The following is a 17,095-nucleotide window of genomic DNA, read 5'->3' on the forward strand; positions in this document are numbered from 1 at the left end:
GACGAACGACAGGACGGGCCCGCCGGCCGTGCGACCGGCGGGCCCGTCCGCGTCCGTCAGAGGCTCAGCACCGTCCGCAGCGCCGCGGCGAACTCGGCCTCCGCGTCCCGCGGCGGGCCGGGCGAGCGCCAGGCGACGAAGCCGTCCGGGCGGACCAGCACCGCGCCCAGCGGGCCGATGCCGTGCAGGGCGGCGAAGTCCGCGCCGGGCTCCGGCGCCAGGTCGTCCTCGGCCCCGTCGCCGATCCGGAAGCCGTCCAGCGGGACGGCCAGCCGGTCGGCCGCGCGCCGGGCGCCCGCCTGCCAGGCACCGCCCTCGGGGCCGGTGAGCAGCACCATCGCCTGTTCGTACAGGTCCAGCGTGGAGAGCCTCACCCCCGCCCGCAGCAGCCACTGGTGCGGGGCCCGGCTGCCCGGCTCGCCCGCCGACTCGAACTGCTCGGGGACCACCGGGCCGTCCCCGTCCGCACCGACCACCGCGCCCACCGGGTACCGGTAGCCGAGCGCCACCGCCAGCACCCCGGCCTGCCGGCCCGCGCCCGGCACCACCGCGTAGCCCGGGTGGCTGTGCTCGGCGGACCGCGCCGAGGCCCGCTCGCCGGTCACCCGGGCGACCGGGCGGCGCTCCTGCCCGTACGTCTCCAGCAGCCCCGGCCCGGCCCAGCCGCAGAGCACGGCGGAGATCTTCCACGCCAGGTTGTGGGCGTCCTGGATGCCGGTGTTGGAACCGAACGCCCCGGTCGGGGACATCTCGTGGGCGGAGTCCCCGGCGAGCAGGACCCGCCCGGCGCCGTACCGCTCGGCCACCCGCTCGGCGGCGTGCCAGGGCGCCCGGCCGGTGACCTCGACGTCCAGTTCCGGCAGGCCGACGGCGGTGCGGATGTGCCGCTCGCAGCGCTCGTCGGTGAAGGCCTCCAGCGGCTCGCCGTGCTCGGGGTGCCAGGGCGCGTGGAAGACCCACTCCTCCTGGTTGTCCACCGGCAGCAGCGCGCCGTCCGCCTCCGGGTTGGTCAGGTAGCAGGCGATGAAGTGCCGGTCGCCGACCACCTCGGCCAGGCGCTTGGCCCGGAAGGTGATGCTGACGTTGTGGAACAGCTCGCCCTTGCCGGACTGGCCGATGCCCAGCCGCTCGCGGACCGGGCTGCGCGGGCCGTCCGCGGCGATCAGGAACTCCGAGCGCACCACCCGCCGCTCGCCGCTCTCCCGGCTGCGCAGCACCGAGGTGACGCCCTCCGCGTCCTGCTCGAAGGAGACCAGTTCGGTGCCGAACCGCAGGTCGCCGCCGAGCTCGCGGGCGGCTCGCCGCAGCACCGGCTCCAGGTCGTTCTGGCTGCACAGGCACCAGGAGCTGGGGCTGAACCGGGCCAGCCGGCCGCCCGGGTCGATCTCCCGGAACAGCCACTCCTGCTCGGCGCCGGTCAGCGACGGCGCCTGGAGGATGCCGTGGTTGGGGGCCAGGATCGAGGCCGCCTCACGGATCGCGGGTTCGATCCCGGCCACCCGGAACAGCTCCATGGTGCGGACGTTGTTGCCGCGCCCCCGCGGGTGGTGCGAGGTGTCGGCGTGCTTCTCGACCAGCAGGTGCCCGACCCCGAGCCGCCCGAGGAAGAGCGAGGCCGACAGCCCGACCAGCGAGCCGCCCACGATGAGGACCGGCACCCGGTCGTCAACCTTCGGATTCATCAATTGCTCCACCCTGTCAGGGGATTCCGCGGCCCGGAGACTGGGCTCGGCGCCGCCCTCGGCGGGCCCGCTCGACCGGGGGCCCCGCTCTTCCATCCCCCGCCGGAGGGGGCCCGTGGCGCCCCTTCGCCCGGATGGCCCGCAAATCTCGCGCCGCGCCCGCCGCGCCGCCCACGATCGACCTCAGGCCTGGCGCCGACGCGCCCGGCCGACCCGCCGTCGCACCGCCCTCCCAGGCCGGGGAGCACCCGCCGGGCACGGCCGACACGGCCCGCAGCGTGCGGCCCAGAGCAGAAAGTGGATCATGACAACTCTGTCCGAACCCCAGCCGAAGCAGCACGACGAGGCCGACACCCGGCTGCGGGTCGTGCTGATGCTGGAGATCCAGGACGGCGCCCAGCAGCGCTTCCTCGACGTGTACGAGCAGCTGCGCCACCAGGTGGCCTCGGTCCCCGGACACGTCAGCGACCAGCTGTGCCAGTCGATCAACGACCCGCGCCAGTGGCTGATCACCAGCGAGTGGAAGGACCAGGAGACCTTCCTGGAGTGGGTGGACAGCCCGGCCCACCGGGAGATGGTCAAGCCGATGCACGGCTGCGTCAGCGACAACTTCCGCTCGCTGCGCTACGCCGTGCTGCGCGAGACCTCCGCGGCCGGCTCGACCGGCACCCGGGCCCCGATGGAGGTGCCGCCCGGGCTGCCGCGCACCACTCCCGCCGGGCACGTCGGCCCGCCCAGGGTCGACCCCGGCCCGGACGGGGTGGTGCGCCACGCGCTGACCTTCACCGTCAAGCCCGGCAGCGAGCCCGAGGTGGCCCGCATCCTCTCCGGCTACGCCTCCCCCCGGGCCGAGGTGGACGAGCACACCCGGCTGCGCCGCACCTCGCTGTTCATGCTCGGCAACCGGGTGGTCCGCGCCGTCGAGGTGATCGGCAACCTCGGCGACGCGCTGCGCCACGTGGCGATGCAGCCCGAGGTGCGGGCCGTCGAGGAGGCGCTCAACCCGCACCTGGAGGAGAGCCGCCAACTGGGCGACCCGCAGGCCGCCCGGGCGTTCTTCGCCAGGGCCGCGCTGCCCGCCCGGCACCAGGCGATCGCCAGCTCCCCCGCCTCCGCCCGGCTGCACCGGCACGCCGTGCTCTACCCGGTGCGCCCGGACCGCGGGCAGGAGGTGGCCGAGCTGCTGGCCGAGCACGACAACCTCGCCACCGCCGACCCGACCGGGCCGGTCGCGGCGGCCACCGTCTTCCACCGCGAGGACGTGGTGGTGCGCCTGGTCGACCTGCGGGTGCCGGCCGAGGCCGACCCGGCGGCCGCCCTCGGCGTGGCCGACGACCGGCAGGCCGCCGTGCTCGCCGGACTGCTCGACCTCGGCCCGCAGGGCGACCTGCGCACCGCCGCCGGGCTCGGCGCCTTCCTCGCGGCCCGCGCCATGAACCCGGTCACCGACCGCAGTTCCGCCGACCCGATCAACAACTGACGTTCCGTCATCTCACGGGAGATCTCCATGACCACGCAGTCCCCACGGATCGTCAGCGTCCACGAGGCACCGGAGAACCGCCGCCACGGCGCCGAGCTGCGCACCATGCTCACCCCGACCAGCTGCGGCGCGACCAGCGGCTTCATGGGCCTGGCGATCGTCCGGCCCGGCGAGCGGATCGGCGAGCACTACCACCCGTACTCCGAGGAGTTCGTGTTCGTCGTCTGCGGCGACCTGGAGGTGGACCTGGACGGGAAGCCCCATCCGCTCAAGCCGGACCAGGGCCTGATGATCCCGATCAACATGCGCCACCGCTTCCGCAACGTCGGCGACACCGAGGCCCGGATGGTCTTCCACCTCGGCCCGCTCGCCCCGCGCCCCGACCTCGGCCACGTGAGCACCGAGGGGACCGCGGCCTCCGGCCCGCCGGAACACGCCAAGGTGGTCTCGTGACCCGGCGCGTCGCCGTCACCGGGATCGGCGTGGTCGCCCCCGGCGGGGTCGGCGTCCCGGCGTTCTGGGAGCTGCTGACCTCCGGCCGCACCGCGACCCGGGGCATCACGCTGTTCGACCCCACCGGGTTCCGCTCCCGGATCGCCGCCGAGGTGGACTTCGACCCGGCGGCCCACGGGCTGGGCCCGCAGGACGTCCAACGGGCCGACCGCTACGTGCAGTTCGCGATGGTCGCGGCCGACGAGGCGATCGCCGACGCCGGCCTGGACCTGGCCGCCGAGGACCCGTGGCGGATCTCCGTCTCGCTCGGCACCGCCGTCGGCGGCACCACCCGGCTGGAGCACGACTACGCCCTGGTGAGCGCGGCCGGCGCCCGCTGGGACGTGGACCACCGGCAGGCCGAACCGCAGCTGCACCGGGCCTTCGCGCCCAGCACGCTGGCCTCCGCGGTGGCCGAGCGGACCGGCGCGCACGGCCCCGTGCAGACCGTCTCCACCGGCTGCACCTCCGGCCTGGACGCGATCGGCTACGGCTTCCAGGCGGTCGAGGAGGGACGCGCCGACATCTGCCTCGCCGGCGCCTCCGACTCCCCGATCTCGCCGATCACCGTCGCCTGCTTCGACGCCATCAAGGCCACCAGCGAGCGCAACGACGACCCGCGGCACGCCTCCCGCCCCTTCGACGCCGACCGGGACGGCTTCGTGCTCGGCGAGGGCGGCGCCGTCCTGGTCCTGGAGGAGCTGGAGCACGCCCGCCGCCGCGGCGCCCGGGTCTACGGCGAGATCGGCGGCTTCGCCACCTTCGGCAACGCCTACCACATGACCGGCCTCACCAAGGAGGGGCTGGAGATGTCCCGGGCGATCGACCACGCGCTCGCCCACGCCCGGGTGGACCGCACCGAGGTGGACTACGTCAACGCGCACGGCTCGGGCACCAAGCAGAACGACCGGCACGAGACCGCCGCGGTCAAGCGCTCGCTGGGCGCGCACGCCTTCAGGACCCCGATGAGCTCGATCAAGTCGATGGTCGGGCACTCGCTCGGCGCGATCGGCGCCATCGAGGTCGTCGCCTGCACCCTGGCGCTCGCCCACGGGGTCGTGCCGCCGACCGCCAACTACGAGACTCCGGACCCGGAGTGCGACCTCGACTACGTGCCGCGCACCGCGCGCGAGCTGCCGCTGAGCCGCATCCTCTCGGTCGGCAGCGGATTCGGCGGATTCCAGTCCGCCGTCGTGCTCAACAGAACGGGGTGAGTTCCATGACGTCACGTCAGCAGGGCCGCCGGGCGGTGATCACCGGGCTCGGCGTGGTGGCTCCGAACGGGGTCGGGGCCGACGCCTTCTGGAAGGCCACCAGGCAGGGCGTGAGCGTCCTCGACCGGATATCCCGCGAGGGCTGCACCGGGCTTCCGCTCCGGATCGCGGGCCAGGTGAACGGCTTCGATCCGCAGTCGGCGATCGACAACCGCTTCCTGGTGCAGACCGACCGCTTCACGCACTACGCGATGGCCGCCGCCGACCTGGCGGTGGCGGACGCCGGGTTCCGGCCCGACCCGGAACAGCCCTTCGCGGTCGGCGTGGTGACCGCGGCCGGCTCCGGCGGCGGCGAGTTCGGCCAGCGCGAGCTCCAGCAGCTCTGGGGCCAGGGGCCCCGGTTCGTCGGCCCGTACCAGTCCATCGCCTGGTTCTACGCGGCCAGCACCGGCCAGATCTCGATCCGCGGCGGCTACAAGGGCCCGTGCGGGGTGGTCGCCAGCGACGAGGCCGGCGGCCTGGACGCCCTCGCGCACGCCGCCCGCACGATCGAGCGCGGCACCGACGCGGTGGTGGTCGGCGCCGCCGAGGCCCCGCTGGCGCCGTACTCGATGGTCTGCCAGCTCGGCTACCCCGAGGTCAGCCTGGCCGGGCGGGCCGAGCGGGCGTACCTGCCGTTCACCGCGCTGGCCTGCGGCTTCTCCCCCGCCGAGGGCGGCGCGATGCTGCTGCTGGAGGACGAGCAGGCGGCCCTCCTGCGCGGCGCCCGCATCCGGGCCCGACTGGTCGGCCACGGCGCGACCTTCACCGGGGCCTCCCGCTGGGCGGAGTCCCGGGAGGGGCTGGCGGCCGCCATCCGGATCGCGCTGGACGAGGCCCGCATCGCGCCCGAGGAGATCGACGTGGTCTTCGCGGACGCCCTGGGGGTGCCGGAGGCCGACCGGGCCGAGGCCCTGGCGCTCGCCGACGCGCTCGGCCCGGCCGCCGAACGCGTCCCGGTCACCGCGCCCAAGACCGGTACGGGGCGCGCCTACTGCGGCGCCCCGATGCTCGACGTGACCGCCGCCGTGCTGGCCATGGAGGACGGCGTGCTGCCGCCCACCCCCAACGTCACCGAGGTCTGCCACGACCTCGCCCTGGTGACCGGCCGCGCCCGCCCGGCCGAACTGAACACCGCCCTGGTGGTCAGCCGCGGGCTGATGGGCTCCAACTCCGCGCTGGTGGTCCGGCGCTGGCGGCCCTGAACCGCCGCCCGGACCACCGCCCCGCACCACCCCGTCACACCTCCGAAAGGGACACCCGTGAGCAACACCCTCAGCTATCCGGAACTCGCCGTCCTGCTCCAGTCCCGGGCCGGCGTCACCGTCGACCCGGGCGACCTGGCGCGGCCGGGCGCGGAGTTCGACACGTTCGGCGTCGACTCGCTCGGCCTGCTCGGCGTGGTCGGCGAGCTGGAGAACCGGCACGGCCTCAAGGTCACCTCGGGCGCCGAGTCGGCCAAGACCCCGGCCGAGTTCCTGGAACTGGTCAACTCCTCCCTCGCCACGAAGGCTGGTGCCTGAGATGCCCGGACACACCGACAACGAGATCGTCATCGCCGCCCCGCTCGACCTGGTCTGGGAGATGACCAACGACCTGGAGAACTGGCCGCAGCTGTTCAGCGAGTACGCCTCGGTGGAGGTGCTGGACCGGCAGGGCGAACTCGTCCGGTTCCGGCTCACCATGCACCCGGACGAGAACGGCCAGGTGTGGAGCTGGGTCTCCGAGCGGGAGACCGACCGGGACGCGCTCGCGGTGCGCGCCCGCCGGGTCGAGCCCGGCCCGTTCGAGTTCATGGAGATCCGCTGGGAGTACGCGGAGGCGCCGGCCGGCACCAGGATGCGCTGGATCCAGGACTTCGCCATGAAGCCGACCGCCCCGGTCGACGACGAGGGCATGACCGGCCACATCAACCGCAACTCGAAGATCCAGATGCAGCTGATCCGGGAGAAGGTCGAGAAGCGGGCGGCGGAGCTGTGACCGGCCTGCACCGGGCGCTGATCGTCGCCCGGATGAAGCCCGAGGCCGCGCCGGACATCGCCGAGGTGTTCGCCGAGTCCGACCAGGGCGAACTGCCGCACCTGATCGGCGTCACCGGCCGCAGCCTCTTCCAGTTCGGCGACGTCTACCTCCACCTGATCGAGGCCGACCGCCCGCCGGGCCCCGCCGTCGCCAAGGTCGTCGGGCACCCGGAGTTCCGGACCGTCAGCGACCGCCTGACCGCCTACGTGCAGGCGTACGACCCGGCCACCTGGCGGGAGCCGAAGGACGCCATGGCACGGGAGTTCTACCGCTGGGACCGCTGACCCGGCGGCTCCCCGACGGGGCCGCTGCCCCCGCGGCTACCCGACGGGCCCGCCCCCGGCCGTGCGCCGGGGGCGGGCCCACGTGCGTCCGGCCGGACGGCCCCCCGGGTGGATTCACCCGGATCACCCGGCCAACCGGGTGAACACACCCGGGACTCCACCCGAAGGGCGCACGCCGCGCACCGGCGCTGCCACACTCCGGTGGCAGGCGGCCGCACGGTGGATGACGGTGGATCAGGCGCACCCCCCGCGAGTCCCCTTGTCCGGCACCGTGTCGGCAGTCGCGGTCCTGCGCGCCGGAAGGATCATCCTCATGCGTTCTGCACGCACGCTGCTCGCCGGGGCGGCCGTCGCCGCCGTCCTGACCGTCGGTACCCCCATCGCCTTCGCCGACGGTGCCGACCAGGGCAAGAACCTGACCTGGCAGGAGAAGCAGGAGAAGACCGAGAGGGCCTCCGACAACTCCAAGGGCAACGACGACAGGAAGGGCGGCGCCTCCGAGGAGCACAAGGGCTCCGACGATCGGAAGGGCGACGACGAACACAAGGGCGGCGACGAGCACAAGGGTTCCGACGAGCACAAGGGCGGCGAGGCCAGGGGGGACGAGGACCACAAGTCCCCGCACGGCGGCGTGCACACCGGTGGCGGCGGCCTGGCGCTGTCCGGTGGCGGGCTCGCCTCCGGCGCGGTGCTGCTGCTCGGCGGCCTCGGGGCGGGCGCGTACGCCCTGCGCCGCGGCCGCCGTGCCCCCGGCGCGGTCGCCTGACGCCGGGCACCCTGCTTCCGCCGCCTCCGGGCGCCCGCCCGCACGGGGCGGGCGCACCGGGGGCGGCGGGCCGTCGCGGAACCGGTTGAGCGGAGGAGAGGAATGACGGGCGGTCCCGCCTCTGGAATGCCCCGGCTGCTGCGCGCGGGGATGGGCACGGCAGCGGTCGGGCTGCTGCTGATCTACAACTCGGTGGACACCCGGTCGGACGCGGGCGCGGAGGACGGCAGGCCCGCTCCCCCGGCGGCCGCCGCGCCGGCCGTCCCCGGGCCGGCGGGGGCCGGCGCCCCGGACCCGGCGGCCCCGGCCGCCGCCCCGGGGACGCCGGCGCTCAAACGCGCCAAGCCGACCCGGCTGCGGATCCCGCAGATCGCCGTCGACGCGCCGTTCACCGAGCTGGCCCTCAACCCCGCGGGCCAGCTCGACGCGCCGCCGCCGGACGACAAGAACCTGGTCGGCTGGTACCGGGACGGCGTCACCCCGGGCGAGCGCGGCAGCGCGGTGCTGGCCGGGCACGTGGACACCACCAAGGGCCCGGCGGTGTTCCTGCTGCTGAGTTTCCTGCTGCCGGGCAACAAGGTCGAGGTGAGCCGCGCGGACGGGACGGTCGCGGTGTTCTCGGTGGACTCGGTGGAGACCTTCGCCAAGAACGCCTTCCCCGACGCCAGGGTCTACGGCAGGACCCCCGACGCCCAGCTCCGGCTGATCACCTGCGGCGGCGCGTACGACAAGAAGCGGCGGGACTACCTGGACAACGTGGTGGTCTTCGCCCACCTGGAGTCCTCGCACCCCGCCTGACCCGGCCCGCGCACGACGACCGCCGGCCCCCGATGTCCGGGGGCCGGCGGTCGTTCTGGTCGTACGGTCCGTTCTCGTCGTACGGAGGTGTGCGGGGGTCGGCTCAGCCGCTCACGACGGCCTCGAAGGCGTGCAGGTACGGGTTGACCGGGTTGACCGCGGTGACCACCAGTCCGGCCTCCGCCATCAGCCCGACCATGCTCTCCTCGGAGTGCTTGGCACCGCCCACGTTGAGCATCAGCATCAGGTCCATCGCGGTGGTGAAGCGCATCGAGGGGCTGTTGTCGACCAGGTTCTCCACCACCACCACGCGGGCGCCGGAGCCGGCCGCCTTCACCACGTTGGCGAGGGTGCGGCGGGTGCTGTCGTCGTCCCACTCCAGGATGTTCTTGATGATGTAGAGGTCGGCGCGGACCGGGATCTCCGTCCGGCAGTCGCCCGGGACGAGGCGGGCCCGGGCGGAGAAGGCGCCGCCGTCCTGGAGCCGGGGGTCGGCGCCGGCCACCACCTTGGGCAGGTCGAGCAGGGTGCCGTGCAGCGCCGGGTGCTTCTCCAGCAGGCTGGCGAGCACGTGGCCCTGGCCGCCGCCGATGTCCGCCACCGAGTCGATGCCGGTGAGGTCCAGGTAGTCGGCGAAGTCCTCGGCGGACTGCCGGCTGGAGGTGGTCATCGCCTTGTCGAAGACCTTCGCCGAGTCGCCCGCGTCACTGTGCAGGTAGTCGAAGAACTCCTTGCCGAACAGGTCGGGGAAGACGTTGCGGCCGGAGCGGACCGCCTCGTCCAGCTTCGGCCAGGCCTCCCAGGTCCACGGCTCGGTGCACCAGAGGGAGATGTAGCGCAGCGAGTTGGGGGCGTCCTCGCGCAGCAGCCGGGACATCTCGGTGTGCTCGAAGCGGTCGTCGCCGCTCTGCGCGAAGAGCCCGTAGCAGGCGAGCGCGCGCAGCAGGCGGCGCAGTTGGCGGGGCTCGGTGTCGAGGGCGACGGCGAGGTCGGTCACGGTGGCCGGGGTGTCGCCGAGCACGTCGGCGACGCCGAGCCGGGCGGCCGCGCGGACGGCGGCGGCGCAGGCGGCGCCGAAGACGAGCTCGCGCAGGCGCATCGCGGCCTGGGGGCTGGTATGGACGGGTGCGGTGGTCATGGCTGGGTTTCCTCGGGTCCTAGGGAGTTCCTGGTGCGGCGGCGGGCGGCGAGGGGGTACCGGGGCTCAGCAGCGGCCGGCCGGCTCGGAGCGCCCGCAGGTGTTGCGGGCGAAGGTGTTGTCGGTGCCGGAGTCGCGGTCGGCGAGGTCGGCCGGACCGTTGCCGCTCAGCTCGTTGTCGGCGATCACGGCGCGGGCGTTGGCGACGCCGACGACGCTCTTGAACAGGACGATGCCGCCGGAGAAGTCCGAGGTGCCGGTGTTGTCGCGCACCTCGTTGCCGGTCACCCGGGTGTCCTCGGTACCGGTGAGGACGATGCCGGCTCCCTGGATGGCGCCCAGGCGCGGGTTGGCCGGGCAGAACTTGTTGTTGCCGATGACGGAGTTGTCCCGGACGTCGAGGTCCCCGGCGCGGGGCACGCCCTCGTCGCCGACCACGAAGACGCCGGCGCAGTTGCCGCTGATCCCGTTGGACTGGACGGCCAGCCCGCGCAGCCGGCGGACGGTGACGCCGACCCGGTTGCCGGTCAGCTCGTTGCCCTCGACCACGGTGCCGCCGGTGTCGGGCGAGCCGCCCTCGCGGTAGGCGTAGTTGGCGAGGAAGACGCCGGACTGGCCGTTGTCGGCCGAGCGGTTGCCGCGGATGACGGCGCGGGTGGACATCTCCTGGCTGATGCCCTGCTGGCCGTTGTCGTGGACGTAGGTGCCGCGGACGGTCAGGCGGGTGGTGCCGCTGGCGTCGATGCCGTTCTTGCGGAAGCCGGTGACGGCGAGGCTGTCGATCCTGACGTCGGACAGCGGGTCCTCCTCGGTGCCGACCACGCAGATGCCGTGCCCGGCGGTGGCGCAGGCGTTCTCGCCGCCGTCCCCGGGGGTGATCACGCTCTCGTCGCCGAAGCCGCGCAGGGTGAGGCGGGGGGTGGTGATGCGGACGCTGCCCTGGTAGGTGCCGGGGAGCAGTTGGACGGTGTCGCCGGGCCGGGCGGCGTCGACGGCCTGCTGAATCGATTCGCCGGGCTGGACGAAGTGCAGCGGGAAGCGGGGGGCGGCGTGGGCCGCGGGAGCGGCGGCCAGCGAGGTGAGGACGGTGGTCAGGGCGGTGGCGGCGGCGGTGGCCGCGGCGAGGTGGTGGACCCGTCGCGTGGGCATGAGTGGTGACCTGTTTCCTTTCGGCGCGCGCGGCGCTCGTACGGGTGCGGTGGTCTTCCGCTCGGTCCAGCGGTGGGGCTGACGCGCTGTGCGCGGGCGGTGACGGCCGGTGGATGCGGCCGTGTCGACGCTACGGGCGGCCCGGTGGGCCCGCCACCAGGGCTGGGCTGCGGGGCTGACGGGGCGTCGACCAGGGGTGGGACGGGCCCGGCGTGGCGCGGCAGCGGGTGGTCGGGCGGGGCGCGCGACGACCGCGGGCGGCGGGAGGACGTCGGGAGGGGCGGGCAGCGCGACGCGCCCGACCGCAGGCGGCGGTCGGGCGCGTCGGGGTGTGTCTCGGGGGTTTCCGGGCGGCGGGTACGTCGGGTACCTGCGGCCCGGTGGACCGGCTCAGCCGGCGGCCGCTGCCCGGGCCGGGGCCTGCGGCCCGAGGCGGACGGGCAGCGCGGCGAGGTGCCAGGCGGCCGGGTTCGGTCCGCGCTCGACGGCCTCCGGACCGACCGCGAGCGCCAACTCCGGGTACGTCCGCAGCAGCGTCTCGAAGGCGACCACCGCTTCCTGGTGCGCCAGCACCGCACCCAGGCAGCGATGGGTGCCGTGCCCGAAGCCCAGGTGCGCCTCGTGGTGCCCGGCGCGGTCCGGCGTGCTCGCCCGGCAGATGTCCAGGCGATCCGGCTCGGCATAGGCCCGCGGGTCGTGGTTGGCTCCGGCCAGGATCGGCATCACCGCCTCGCCCCTGCGGACCAGGGTGCCGGCCAGCGTGAGGTCCTCCGTCGCGTAGCGCGGCACCCCACCGATCGTCGGGCCGCACCAGCGCATCAGCTCGTCGACGGCGGCGGGCAGCCGGCCCGGGTCGACCCGGAGCAGCTCCAGTTGTTCGGGGTGGGCGAGCAGCGCGGCCGTGCCGTTGCCGATCAGGGTGGCGGTGGTCTCGTGCCCGGCCACGACCAGGTTGAGGATCAGCGAGACGGTCTCGACCGGGGCGAGGCTGTCGCCCTCCGCGGCCGCCAGTCGGGAGAGCAGGTCGTCGGCGGGTTCGCCCCGGCGGAGCTCGACCAGCGAGCGGGCGGCGGCGACCATGGCGCGCAACGCCTCGTCCAGGCCGGGCCCGGCGCCCCGGCCGAGGTAGGAGCTCCAGCGGCGCCACTGTGGGCGGTCGGACTCGGGGATGCCGAGCAGCTCGCAGATCACCGTGACGGGCAGCGGGTACGCGAAGTGCGCGACCAGGTCGACCACGCCGTCCGGGTCGGCGTGGTCGGGCAGCGCCCGGGCGTACTCCTCGGCGAGCCGTTCGATCCGGGGGCGCAGCCGCTCCACGGCGCCGGCCGTGAAGGCCGGGTGCACCAGACCGCGCATCCGGCGGTGCCGGGCGCCGTCCGCGGCGAAGACCCCGGCGCGCAGGTACTGCGCGCACTCGGGCGGCATACCCCGAGCGCGCCAGACCTGCTCGGTGCGGTGCACGGGGACGGGTGTGGCGGTCCCGTCGGGAGTCGGGCCGTCGGCGGCGAGCCGGTCTGCGGTCAGGTGGTCGGGAACGGGGCCGTCGACGGCGTTCACGTCGTTGACGAAGCGCGGGTCGGACAGCACGGTGCGGACGTCCTGGTAGCGGACGGCGATCCAGAACGGCTCCACGCCGGGGATGGTGGCGCGGGCGAGCGGGGCGCGCTCGCGCAGGTCGGCGAAGGCGGCGAAGGGGTCGCGGATCAGGTGGTCGGCACGCAGGTCGACGGTCTCGGCCGGCTCGGCGGTGGTCACGGCTGCCTCCTCGGTGGTCGTGCGGTCCTCTGGTCCCGGATCGTGACGGATGCGGACGGCACGGTCCCCGGTTTCCAGGCGGGATTCACTCGATCGAGCACAGAGAACCTTTTCCTCGGGCCGCCGGGAGCCCGGCCGCCGGACCTCCCGAACCGGCCCGCCCGACGACCGGGGCCGGGCGCGTGGCATGCTCGGGGCCATGACCACCGCACCCGTACCGTCCGTCGCCGCCCTCCGCAACCCGATCGGCGCGCACGTCCCGGTGGCCGGTCGCGGGCTGGCCGGCACCGGCCTGGCGTACGCGGGCCGGGTCGGTGCGGAGACGGTCCAGGTGTTCGTGGCCAACCCGCGCGGCTGGGCCACTCCCCCGGGCAACCCGGCGCAGGACGAGGAGTTCCGCACCGCCTGCGCCGAGCGGGGCGTCCCGGCCTGGGTGCACGCCCCGTACCTGATCAACTTCGGCTCGGACAACCCGGCCACCCGGGAGCGCTCGGCCGACTCGCTGCGGCACTCGCTGCGCCGCGGCCACGCCATCGGCGCGCTCGGCGTCGTCCTGCACACCGGCTCGGCGGTCGGCAGCGCGCCCGGCGGCGGCTCGCGCCGGGCCGAGGCGATGGCGCAGGTCCGGTCGGACGTCCGGCCGCTGCTGGAGGAGCTGGACGGGCTCGGCGACGACGCGCCCTGGCTGCTGCTGGAGCCGACGGCGGGGCAGGGCAGCTCGCTCTGCTCGCGGCTGGAGGAGCTGGCCGCGTACATGGAGGCGCTGGACCATCACCCGAAGGTGGGGGTCTGCCTGGACACCTGCCACGCCTTCGCCGCCGGGCACGACCTGGCGGAGCCGGGCGGGGTGACGGCCGCCCTGGACGCCCTGGCCGCCGCCGCGGGGCCGGGCCGGCTGCGGCTGATCCACGCCAACGACTCCGAGGACGTCGTCGGCGCCCGCAAGGACCGGCACGCCAACATCGGCGCCGGGATGATCGGCGCCGAGCCCTTCCGCGAGCTGTTCGAGCACCCGGAGACGGCCGGGGTGCCGCTGGTGGTGGAGACCCCGGACCGCAAGCACGGCGGGGACGGCACCGGGCACGCGATGGACATCGCGGTGCTGAAGGAGCTGCGGGAGCGGGCGGCGGTCCGGGGCACCGGGGCCCGCGCCGCGAGGCTGCTGGAGGCCGCTGCCGCCGGGCGGCCGTGAGCCCGGGGCCTCCCGTCGCCGGACAGCGGTGAGCCCGGAGGCCGACGGACGGCCTCCGGGCTCGGGGTGCGGAGGGGATCAGCAGCCGCAGTCGCTCTCGCCGTGCTCGGCGAAGTTGAACCAGGTGGCGTGCGGGCCGAACAGGCCGACGCCCGCGGAGCCGGACTCCAGGCTCTGCCCCTCCGACTGCGTCGGAGCGAAGCCCCCCGCCATGGCCGAGGTCGGGACCGCCACCACGGCACCGGCCACGGCGACGATCACGGCGAGCTTGCGGATCTTCCCACGAAGCGACATCTGCTGTCCTTTGGTTCGTCTCTGGTCCTCAACCCGCGCCCCCGACCGGCCGGTTCGGCCGCCCGACGGGCTGGGCGCGCCCCACCGGGGAGGCGCCGCGCCCACGTTGGCACACGAACGCACGGCTTCGGGCGCGCGCCGCAACCGGGCTGAGGCAATCGGGTGAGGCAACTCCCCCGACCGGACGAATCCGGGCGTACGTCCGTGAATCCGGTCGAACAGCCGCGAGGAGGGCGCCGGACGAGTACCCGTCCGGCCGCCCCGCGACCGCAAGTCTTGCGGTGATGGACCCGGCGAACTGAACAAATCCCGTCGATTTGGTGCACAGTGCCGCCCGGTCCGAGCATGAACGGTCGCTCCATGGCGCTCCACCGCTCCACCGGGCGGGAGCAGCAGCGAGCGCGGCCGCGCAACCCGGCGGCAGCAGGAGCAGCACCACGAAAGGCGCACCACCCTCATGCAGACCAGTCCCGCCGCACCCCGGCAGGCGACCCGACCGAGCGGCCCGGAGACCCCGGGGCCGGCCGGCTCCCCGCCCACCGGCACCGCACCGACCGGCCCGACGCCGCGGAAGGGCGGCCGCCGCTTCGGGCTGACGACCGCCACCGCCCTGGTGATGGGCAACATCATCGGCGGCGGCATCTTCATGATCCCGGCCGCCGTGGCCCCGTTCGGCACGGTCAGCCTGGTCGCCTTCGTGGTGCTCACCGTGGGCGCGATCGCGCTGGCGCTGGTCTTCGGGCAGCTGGCCCGCCGCAACCCGCGCACCGGCGGACCGTACGTCTACGCCCGCGAGGCCTTCGGGGACTTCGCCGGCTTCCTGTCCGCCTGGTCGTACTGGATCACCACCTGGGTCAGCAACGCCGCGCTCGCCGTGGCCGCCGTCGGGTACCTGGACGTGCTGCTGCCGCTGCACCACTCCATCCCGCTGGAGATCACCGCCGCGCTGGCCTTCCAGTGGCTGCCGGCGCTGGCCAACCTGGCCGGCACCCGCTACGTCGGGGCGGTCCAACTCGTCTCCACCGTGCTGAAGTTCGTCCCGCTGCTGCTGGTCGCGGTGGGCGGGCTGTTCTTCTTCGACCCGAAGAACCTCGGGCCCTTCGACGCCAGCGGCCAGGGCTGGGCCGGCGGGATGTCCGCCGCCGCGGCGATCCTGCTGTTCAGCTACCTGGGTGTGGAGTCGGCGGCGATGAGCGCCGGCAAGGTCCGCGACCCGGAGCGCAACGTCGGCCGGGCCAGCGTGCTCGGGACGGCCGGTGCGGCGGTGGTCTACCTGCTCGGCACCCTCGCGGTGTTCGGCACCGTGGCGCACCAGCAGCTCGTCCACTCCGCCGCGCCGTTCTCGGACGCCGTGAACGCGATGTTCGGCGGCACCTGGGGCGGCACGGCGATCGCCGTCGCCGCGCTGGTCTCGATGACCGGCGCCCTCAACGGCTGGACCCTGCTCTCCGCCCAGGCCCCGTACGCGGCCGCCAAGGACGGCCTGTTCCCGGCCGCCTTCGGCAAGGAGCGGCGCGGGGTGCCGACCTTCGGCGTGCTGGTCAGCGTGGCGCTGGCCTCGGCGCTGACCGTGCTCAACTTCGCCAGCGGCGCGAAGGGCGCCTTCGACATGCTGGTGCTGGTCACCACCTTCACCGCGACGGTGCCGTACCTGCTCTCCACCGCCGCCCAGCTGTACTGGCTGGTGCGCGGGGCCGGCGAGAAGGTCGACGGCGGGCGGCTGGTGCGCGACGCCGTCCTCGGCCTGGGCGCCTTCGCCTTCTCGATCTGGCTGCTCGCCGGGGCCGGCTACGCCGCCGTCTACCAGGGCGTCCTGTTCCTGTTCGCGGGCATCCTGGTCTACGTCTGGATGGCGGGCCGGCGCCGCGACTGAACTCCCGGCGGCAGTCGGAGAAGCCGACACATCCCCTGAAATCCTCGTGAACCTCCGTGGCGCGCGCCGGACTTGTCCGGTGCACGTCCGATGTGCACGAGGATTTCACTTCCCGGGTCTACCCGCGTAGGTCATCGAATCGCCACACTGGCGCACGCAATTCAGCAGTTCATCCGATCTGATGATGGAGCGTCCGCCATGGCCCCCAGCGCACCCGCACGCCGGTTCCTGTCCTGCATACCGGTGGCCGCCGTCCTCGCCGCCGTGACCGTCGTCACGGCCGGCACCCCCGCCCAGGCCGCCCTGCCGACCCCGATCTCCGCGGCCACCGCCCGCACGTACCTCGCCGCGATGCCCGCCACCGCGGAGACCCACGGCGACACCTACGACCGCACGCTGTTCCCGACCTGGATCACCGTCAGCGGCACCTGCGACACCCGCGAGTGGGTCGTCAAGCGGGACGGCAGCAACGTCGCCACCGACACCTCCTGCAAGGCCACCAGCGGCAACTGGTCCTCGCCGTACGACGGCGCGACCACCACCAACGCCTCCTCCTTCGACGTCGACCACCTGGTGCCGCTCTCCGAGGCCTGGGCCTCCGGCGCCTGGGCCTGGACCACCCCCCAGCGCCAGGCCTTCGCCAACGACGTCACCCGCCCCCAGCTGCTGCTGGTCTCCGCGAGCAGCAACCGCTCCAAGGGCGACCGCGACCCGGCCGAGTGGCTCCCCCAGGCCTCCTACCGCTGCACCTACGCCCGCGCCTGGGTGCAGGTGAAGCAGTACTACGGCCTGAGCGTGGACAGCGCCGAGAAGAACGCGCTCACCGGCATCCTCGCCAACTGCTGAACCCCGCGGCCCCCGCGGCCCGGCGCTCACCCCGCGCCGGGCCGCGGTGCCGTACGCGCCCCGCCCGGGTA

Annotated in this window: 17 protein-coding genes; 12 read left to right on the forward strand and 5 right to left on the reverse strand. The window is 74.5% G+C overall.

Features of this window, described 5'->3' with window-relative positions:
- Window positions 1-56: 56 nt before the first annotated feature.
- Entirely contained in the window at window positions 57-1,778 is a 1,722-nt protein-coding gene (locus ACFY4B_RS37605) for an FAD-dependent oxidoreductase (RefSeq protein ID WP_387975649.1), read from the reverse strand.
- Between the two features lie 208 nt (window positions 1,779-1,986).
- Between ACFY4B_RS37605 and ACFY4B_RS37610 the strand changes: the two genes are divergently transcribed.
- The 9 genes from ACFY4B_RS37610 to ACFY4B_RS37650 all read left to right on the forward strand — a co-directional run bounded on the left by ACFY4B_RS37610 (window position 1,987) and on the right by ACFY4B_RS37650 (window position 8,777).
- Window positions 1,987-3,162 carry a SchA/CurD-like domain-containing protein gene (locus ACFY4B_RS37610; RefSeq protein WP_375877730.1) on the forward strand — a complete coding sequence of 392 codons (1,176 nt, stop codon included), beginning with the start codon at window positions 1,987-1,989 and terminating at the stop codon, window positions 3,160-3,162.
- A gap of 27 nt (window positions 3,163-3,189) precedes the next feature.
- Entirely contained in the window at window positions 3,190-3,615 is a 426-nt protein-coding gene (locus tag ACFY4B_RS37615) for a cupin domain-containing protein (protein ID WP_074004532.1), read from the forward strand.
- Window positions 3,612-4,868, forward strand: a complete 1,257-nt coding sequence (locus tag ACFY4B_RS37620) for a beta-ketoacyl-[acyl-carrier-protein] synthase family protein (RefSeq protein ID WP_375877729.1) — start codon at window positions 3,612-3,614, stop codon at window positions 4,866-4,868. The genes ACFY4B_RS37615 and ACFY4B_RS37620 overlap by 4 nt, the downstream gene beginning before the upstream one ends.
- 5 nt (window positions 4,869-4,873) lie before the next feature.
- Window positions 4,874-6,112: a beta-ketoacyl synthase N-terminal-like domain-containing protein gene (locus ACFY4B_RS37625; RefSeq protein ID WP_049659038.1), complete on the forward strand. Its 1,239-nt coding sequence runs from the start codon at window positions 4,874-4,876 to the stop codon at window positions 6,110-6,112.
- A gap of 57 nt (window positions 6,113-6,169) precedes the next feature.
- The gene (locus ACFY4B_RS37630) at window positions 6,170-6,430 is read left to right on the forward strand and encodes an acyl carrier protein (protein ID WP_074004530.1); all 261 of its coding nucleotides are present in this window, start codon (window positions 6,170-6,172) and stop codon (window positions 6,428-6,430) included.
- Window position 6,431: 1 nt separating this feature from the next.
- A complete protein-coding gene (locus tag ACFY4B_RS37635) occupies window positions 6,432-6,887 on the forward strand; it encodes an SRPBCC family protein (RefSeq protein WP_049659036.1) in 456 nt (151 codons plus the stop codon).
- 5 nt (window positions 6,888-6,892) lie between these two features.
- Window positions 6,893-7,213 carry a TcmI family type II polyketide cyclase gene (locus ACFY4B_RS37640; RefSeq protein WP_049659041.1) on the forward strand — a complete coding sequence of 107 codons (321 nt, stop codon included), beginning with the start codon at window positions 6,893-6,895 and terminating at the stop codon, window positions 7,211-7,213.
- Window positions 7,214-7,526: 313 nt separating this feature from the next.
- Window positions 7,527-7,979, forward strand: coding sequence for a hypothetical protein (locus tag ACFY4B_RS37645; RefSeq protein ID WP_387975654.1), 453 nt, complete (start codon window positions 7,527-7,529; stop codon window positions 7,977-7,979).
- 102 nt (window positions 7,980-8,081) lie between these two features.
- Window positions 8,082-8,777 (forward strand): class F sortase, encoded by a 696-nt coding sequence (locus ACFY4B_RS37650; protein WP_387975657.1) that lies wholly within the window; start codon window positions 8,082-8,084, stop codon window positions 8,775-8,777.
- 103 nt (window positions 8,778-8,880) lie between these two features.
- Here ACFY4B_RS37650 and ACFY4B_RS37655 read toward each other — a convergent pair whose 3' ends face one another.
- The 3 genes from ACFY4B_RS37655 to ACFY4B_RS37665 form a co-directional block, all read right to left on the reverse strand.
- On the reverse strand, window positions 8,881-9,915 hold the full coding sequence (locus ACFY4B_RS37655; protein ID WP_074004527.1) for a methyltransferase: 1,035 nt from the start codon (window positions 9,913-9,915) through the stop codon (window positions 8,881-8,883).
- A gap of 66 nt (window positions 9,916-9,981) precedes the next feature.
- Window positions 9,982-11,064, reverse strand: a complete 1,083-nt coding sequence (locus tag ACFY4B_RS37660) for a nitrous oxide reductase family maturation protein NosD (RefSeq protein WP_074004526.1) — start codon at window positions 11,062-11,064, stop codon at window positions 9,982-9,984.
- Window positions 11,065-11,454: 390 nt separating this feature from the next.
- Window positions 11,455-12,819, reverse strand: coding sequence for a cytochrome P450 (locus ACFY4B_RS37665; protein ID WP_387975660.1), 1,365 nt, complete (start codon window positions 12,817-12,819; stop codon window positions 11,455-11,457).
- Window positions 12,820-13,018: 199 nt separating this feature from the next.
- Between ACFY4B_RS37665 and ACFY4B_RS37670 the strand changes: the two genes are divergently transcribed.
- Entirely contained in the window at window positions 13,019-14,011 is a 993-nt protein-coding gene (locus ACFY4B_RS37670) for a deoxyribonuclease IV (RefSeq protein ID WP_259316953.1), read from the forward strand.
- A 78-nt stretch (window positions 14,012-14,089) separates the two neighbouring features.
- Here the strand turns inward: ACFY4B_RS37670 and ACFY4B_RS37675 are convergent, their stop codons facing one another.
- The gene (locus ACFY4B_RS37675) at window positions 14,090-14,305 is read right to left on the reverse strand and encodes a hypothetical protein (protein ID WP_049652123.1); all 216 of its coding nucleotides are present in this window, start codon (window positions 14,303-14,305) and stop codon (window positions 14,090-14,092) included.
- Between the two features lie 457 nt (window positions 14,306-14,762).
- Between ACFY4B_RS37675 and ACFY4B_RS37680 the strand changes: the two genes are divergently transcribed.
- Window positions 14,763-16,178: an amino acid permease gene (locus ACFY4B_RS37680; protein ID WP_387975664.1), complete on the forward strand. Its 1,416-nt coding sequence runs from the start codon at window positions 14,763-14,765 to the stop codon at window positions 16,176-16,178.
- Window positions 16,179-16,376: 198 nt separating this feature from the next.
- Entirely contained in the window at window positions 16,377-17,024 is a 648-nt protein-coding gene (locus tag ACFY4B_RS37685; protein WP_049652121.1) for an HNH endonuclease family protein, read from the forward strand.
- Window positions 17,025-17,095: the final 71 nt, after the last annotated feature.

Source organism: Kitasatospora sp. NPDC001261 (genome assembly GCF_042896795.1).
In the GTDB taxonomy this organism is placed as follows: Bacteria; Actinomycetota; Actinomycetes; order Streptomycetales; family Streptomycetaceae; genus Kitasatospora.

What these genes read in the sequence shown, in the direction of transcription:
- ACFY4B_RS37605 (WP_387975649.1), bottom strand. Translation starts at nt 1,778, where the DNA reads ATGGAAGAGCGGGGCCCCCGGTCGAGCGGGCCCGCCGAGGGCGGCGCC.
- ACFY4B_RS37610 (WP_375877730.1), top strand. Translation starts at nt 1,987, where the DNA reads ATGACAACTCTGTCCGAACCCCAGCCGAAGCAGCACGACGAGGCCGAC.
- ACFY4B_RS37615 (WP_074004532.1), top strand. Translation starts at nt 3,190, where the DNA reads ATGACCACGCAGTCCCCACGGATCGTCAGCGTCCACGAGGCACCGGAG.
- ACFY4B_RS37625 (WP_049659038.1), top strand. Translation starts at nt 4,874, where the DNA reads ATGACGTCACGTCAGCAGGGCCGCCGGGCGGTGATCACCGGGCTCGGC.
- ACFY4B_RS37635 (WP_049659036.1), top strand. Translation starts at nt 6,432, where the DNA reads ATGCCCGGACACACCGACAACGAGATCGTCATCGCCGCCCCGCTCGAC.
- ACFY4B_RS37645 (WP_387975654.1), top strand. Translation starts at nt 7,527, where the DNA reads ATGCGTTCTGCACGCACGCTGCTCGCCGGGGCGGCCGTCGCCGCCGTC.
- ACFY4B_RS37650 (WP_387975657.1), top strand. Translation starts at nt 8,082, where the DNA reads ATGACGGGCGGTCCCGCCTCTGGAATGCCCCGGCTGCTGCGCGCGGGG.
- ACFY4B_RS37655 (WP_074004527.1), bottom strand. Translation starts at nt 9,915, where the DNA reads ATGACCACCGCACCCGTCCATACCAGCCCCCAGGCCGCGATGCGCCTG.
- ACFY4B_RS37660 (WP_074004526.1), bottom strand. Translation starts at nt 11,064, where the DNA reads ATGCCCACGCGACGGGTCCACCACCTCGCCGCGGCCACCGCCGCCGCC.
- ACFY4B_RS37670 (WP_259316953.1), top strand. Translation starts at nt 13,019, where the DNA reads ATGACCACCGCACCCGTACCGTCCGTCGCCGCCCTCCGCAACCCGATC.
- ACFY4B_RS37675 (WP_049652123.1), bottom strand. Translation starts at nt 14,305, where the DNA reads ATGTCGCTTCGTGGGAAGATCCGCAAGCTCGCCGTGATCGTCGCCGTG.
- ACFY4B_RS37680 (WP_387975664.1), top strand. Translation starts at nt 14,763, where the DNA reads ATGCAGACCAGTCCCGCCGCACCCCGGCAGGCGACCCGACCGAGCGGC.
- ACFY4B_RS37685 (WP_049652121.1), top strand. Translation starts at nt 16,377, where the DNA reads ATGGCCCCCAGCGCACCCGCACGCCGGTTCCTGTCCTGCATACCGGTG.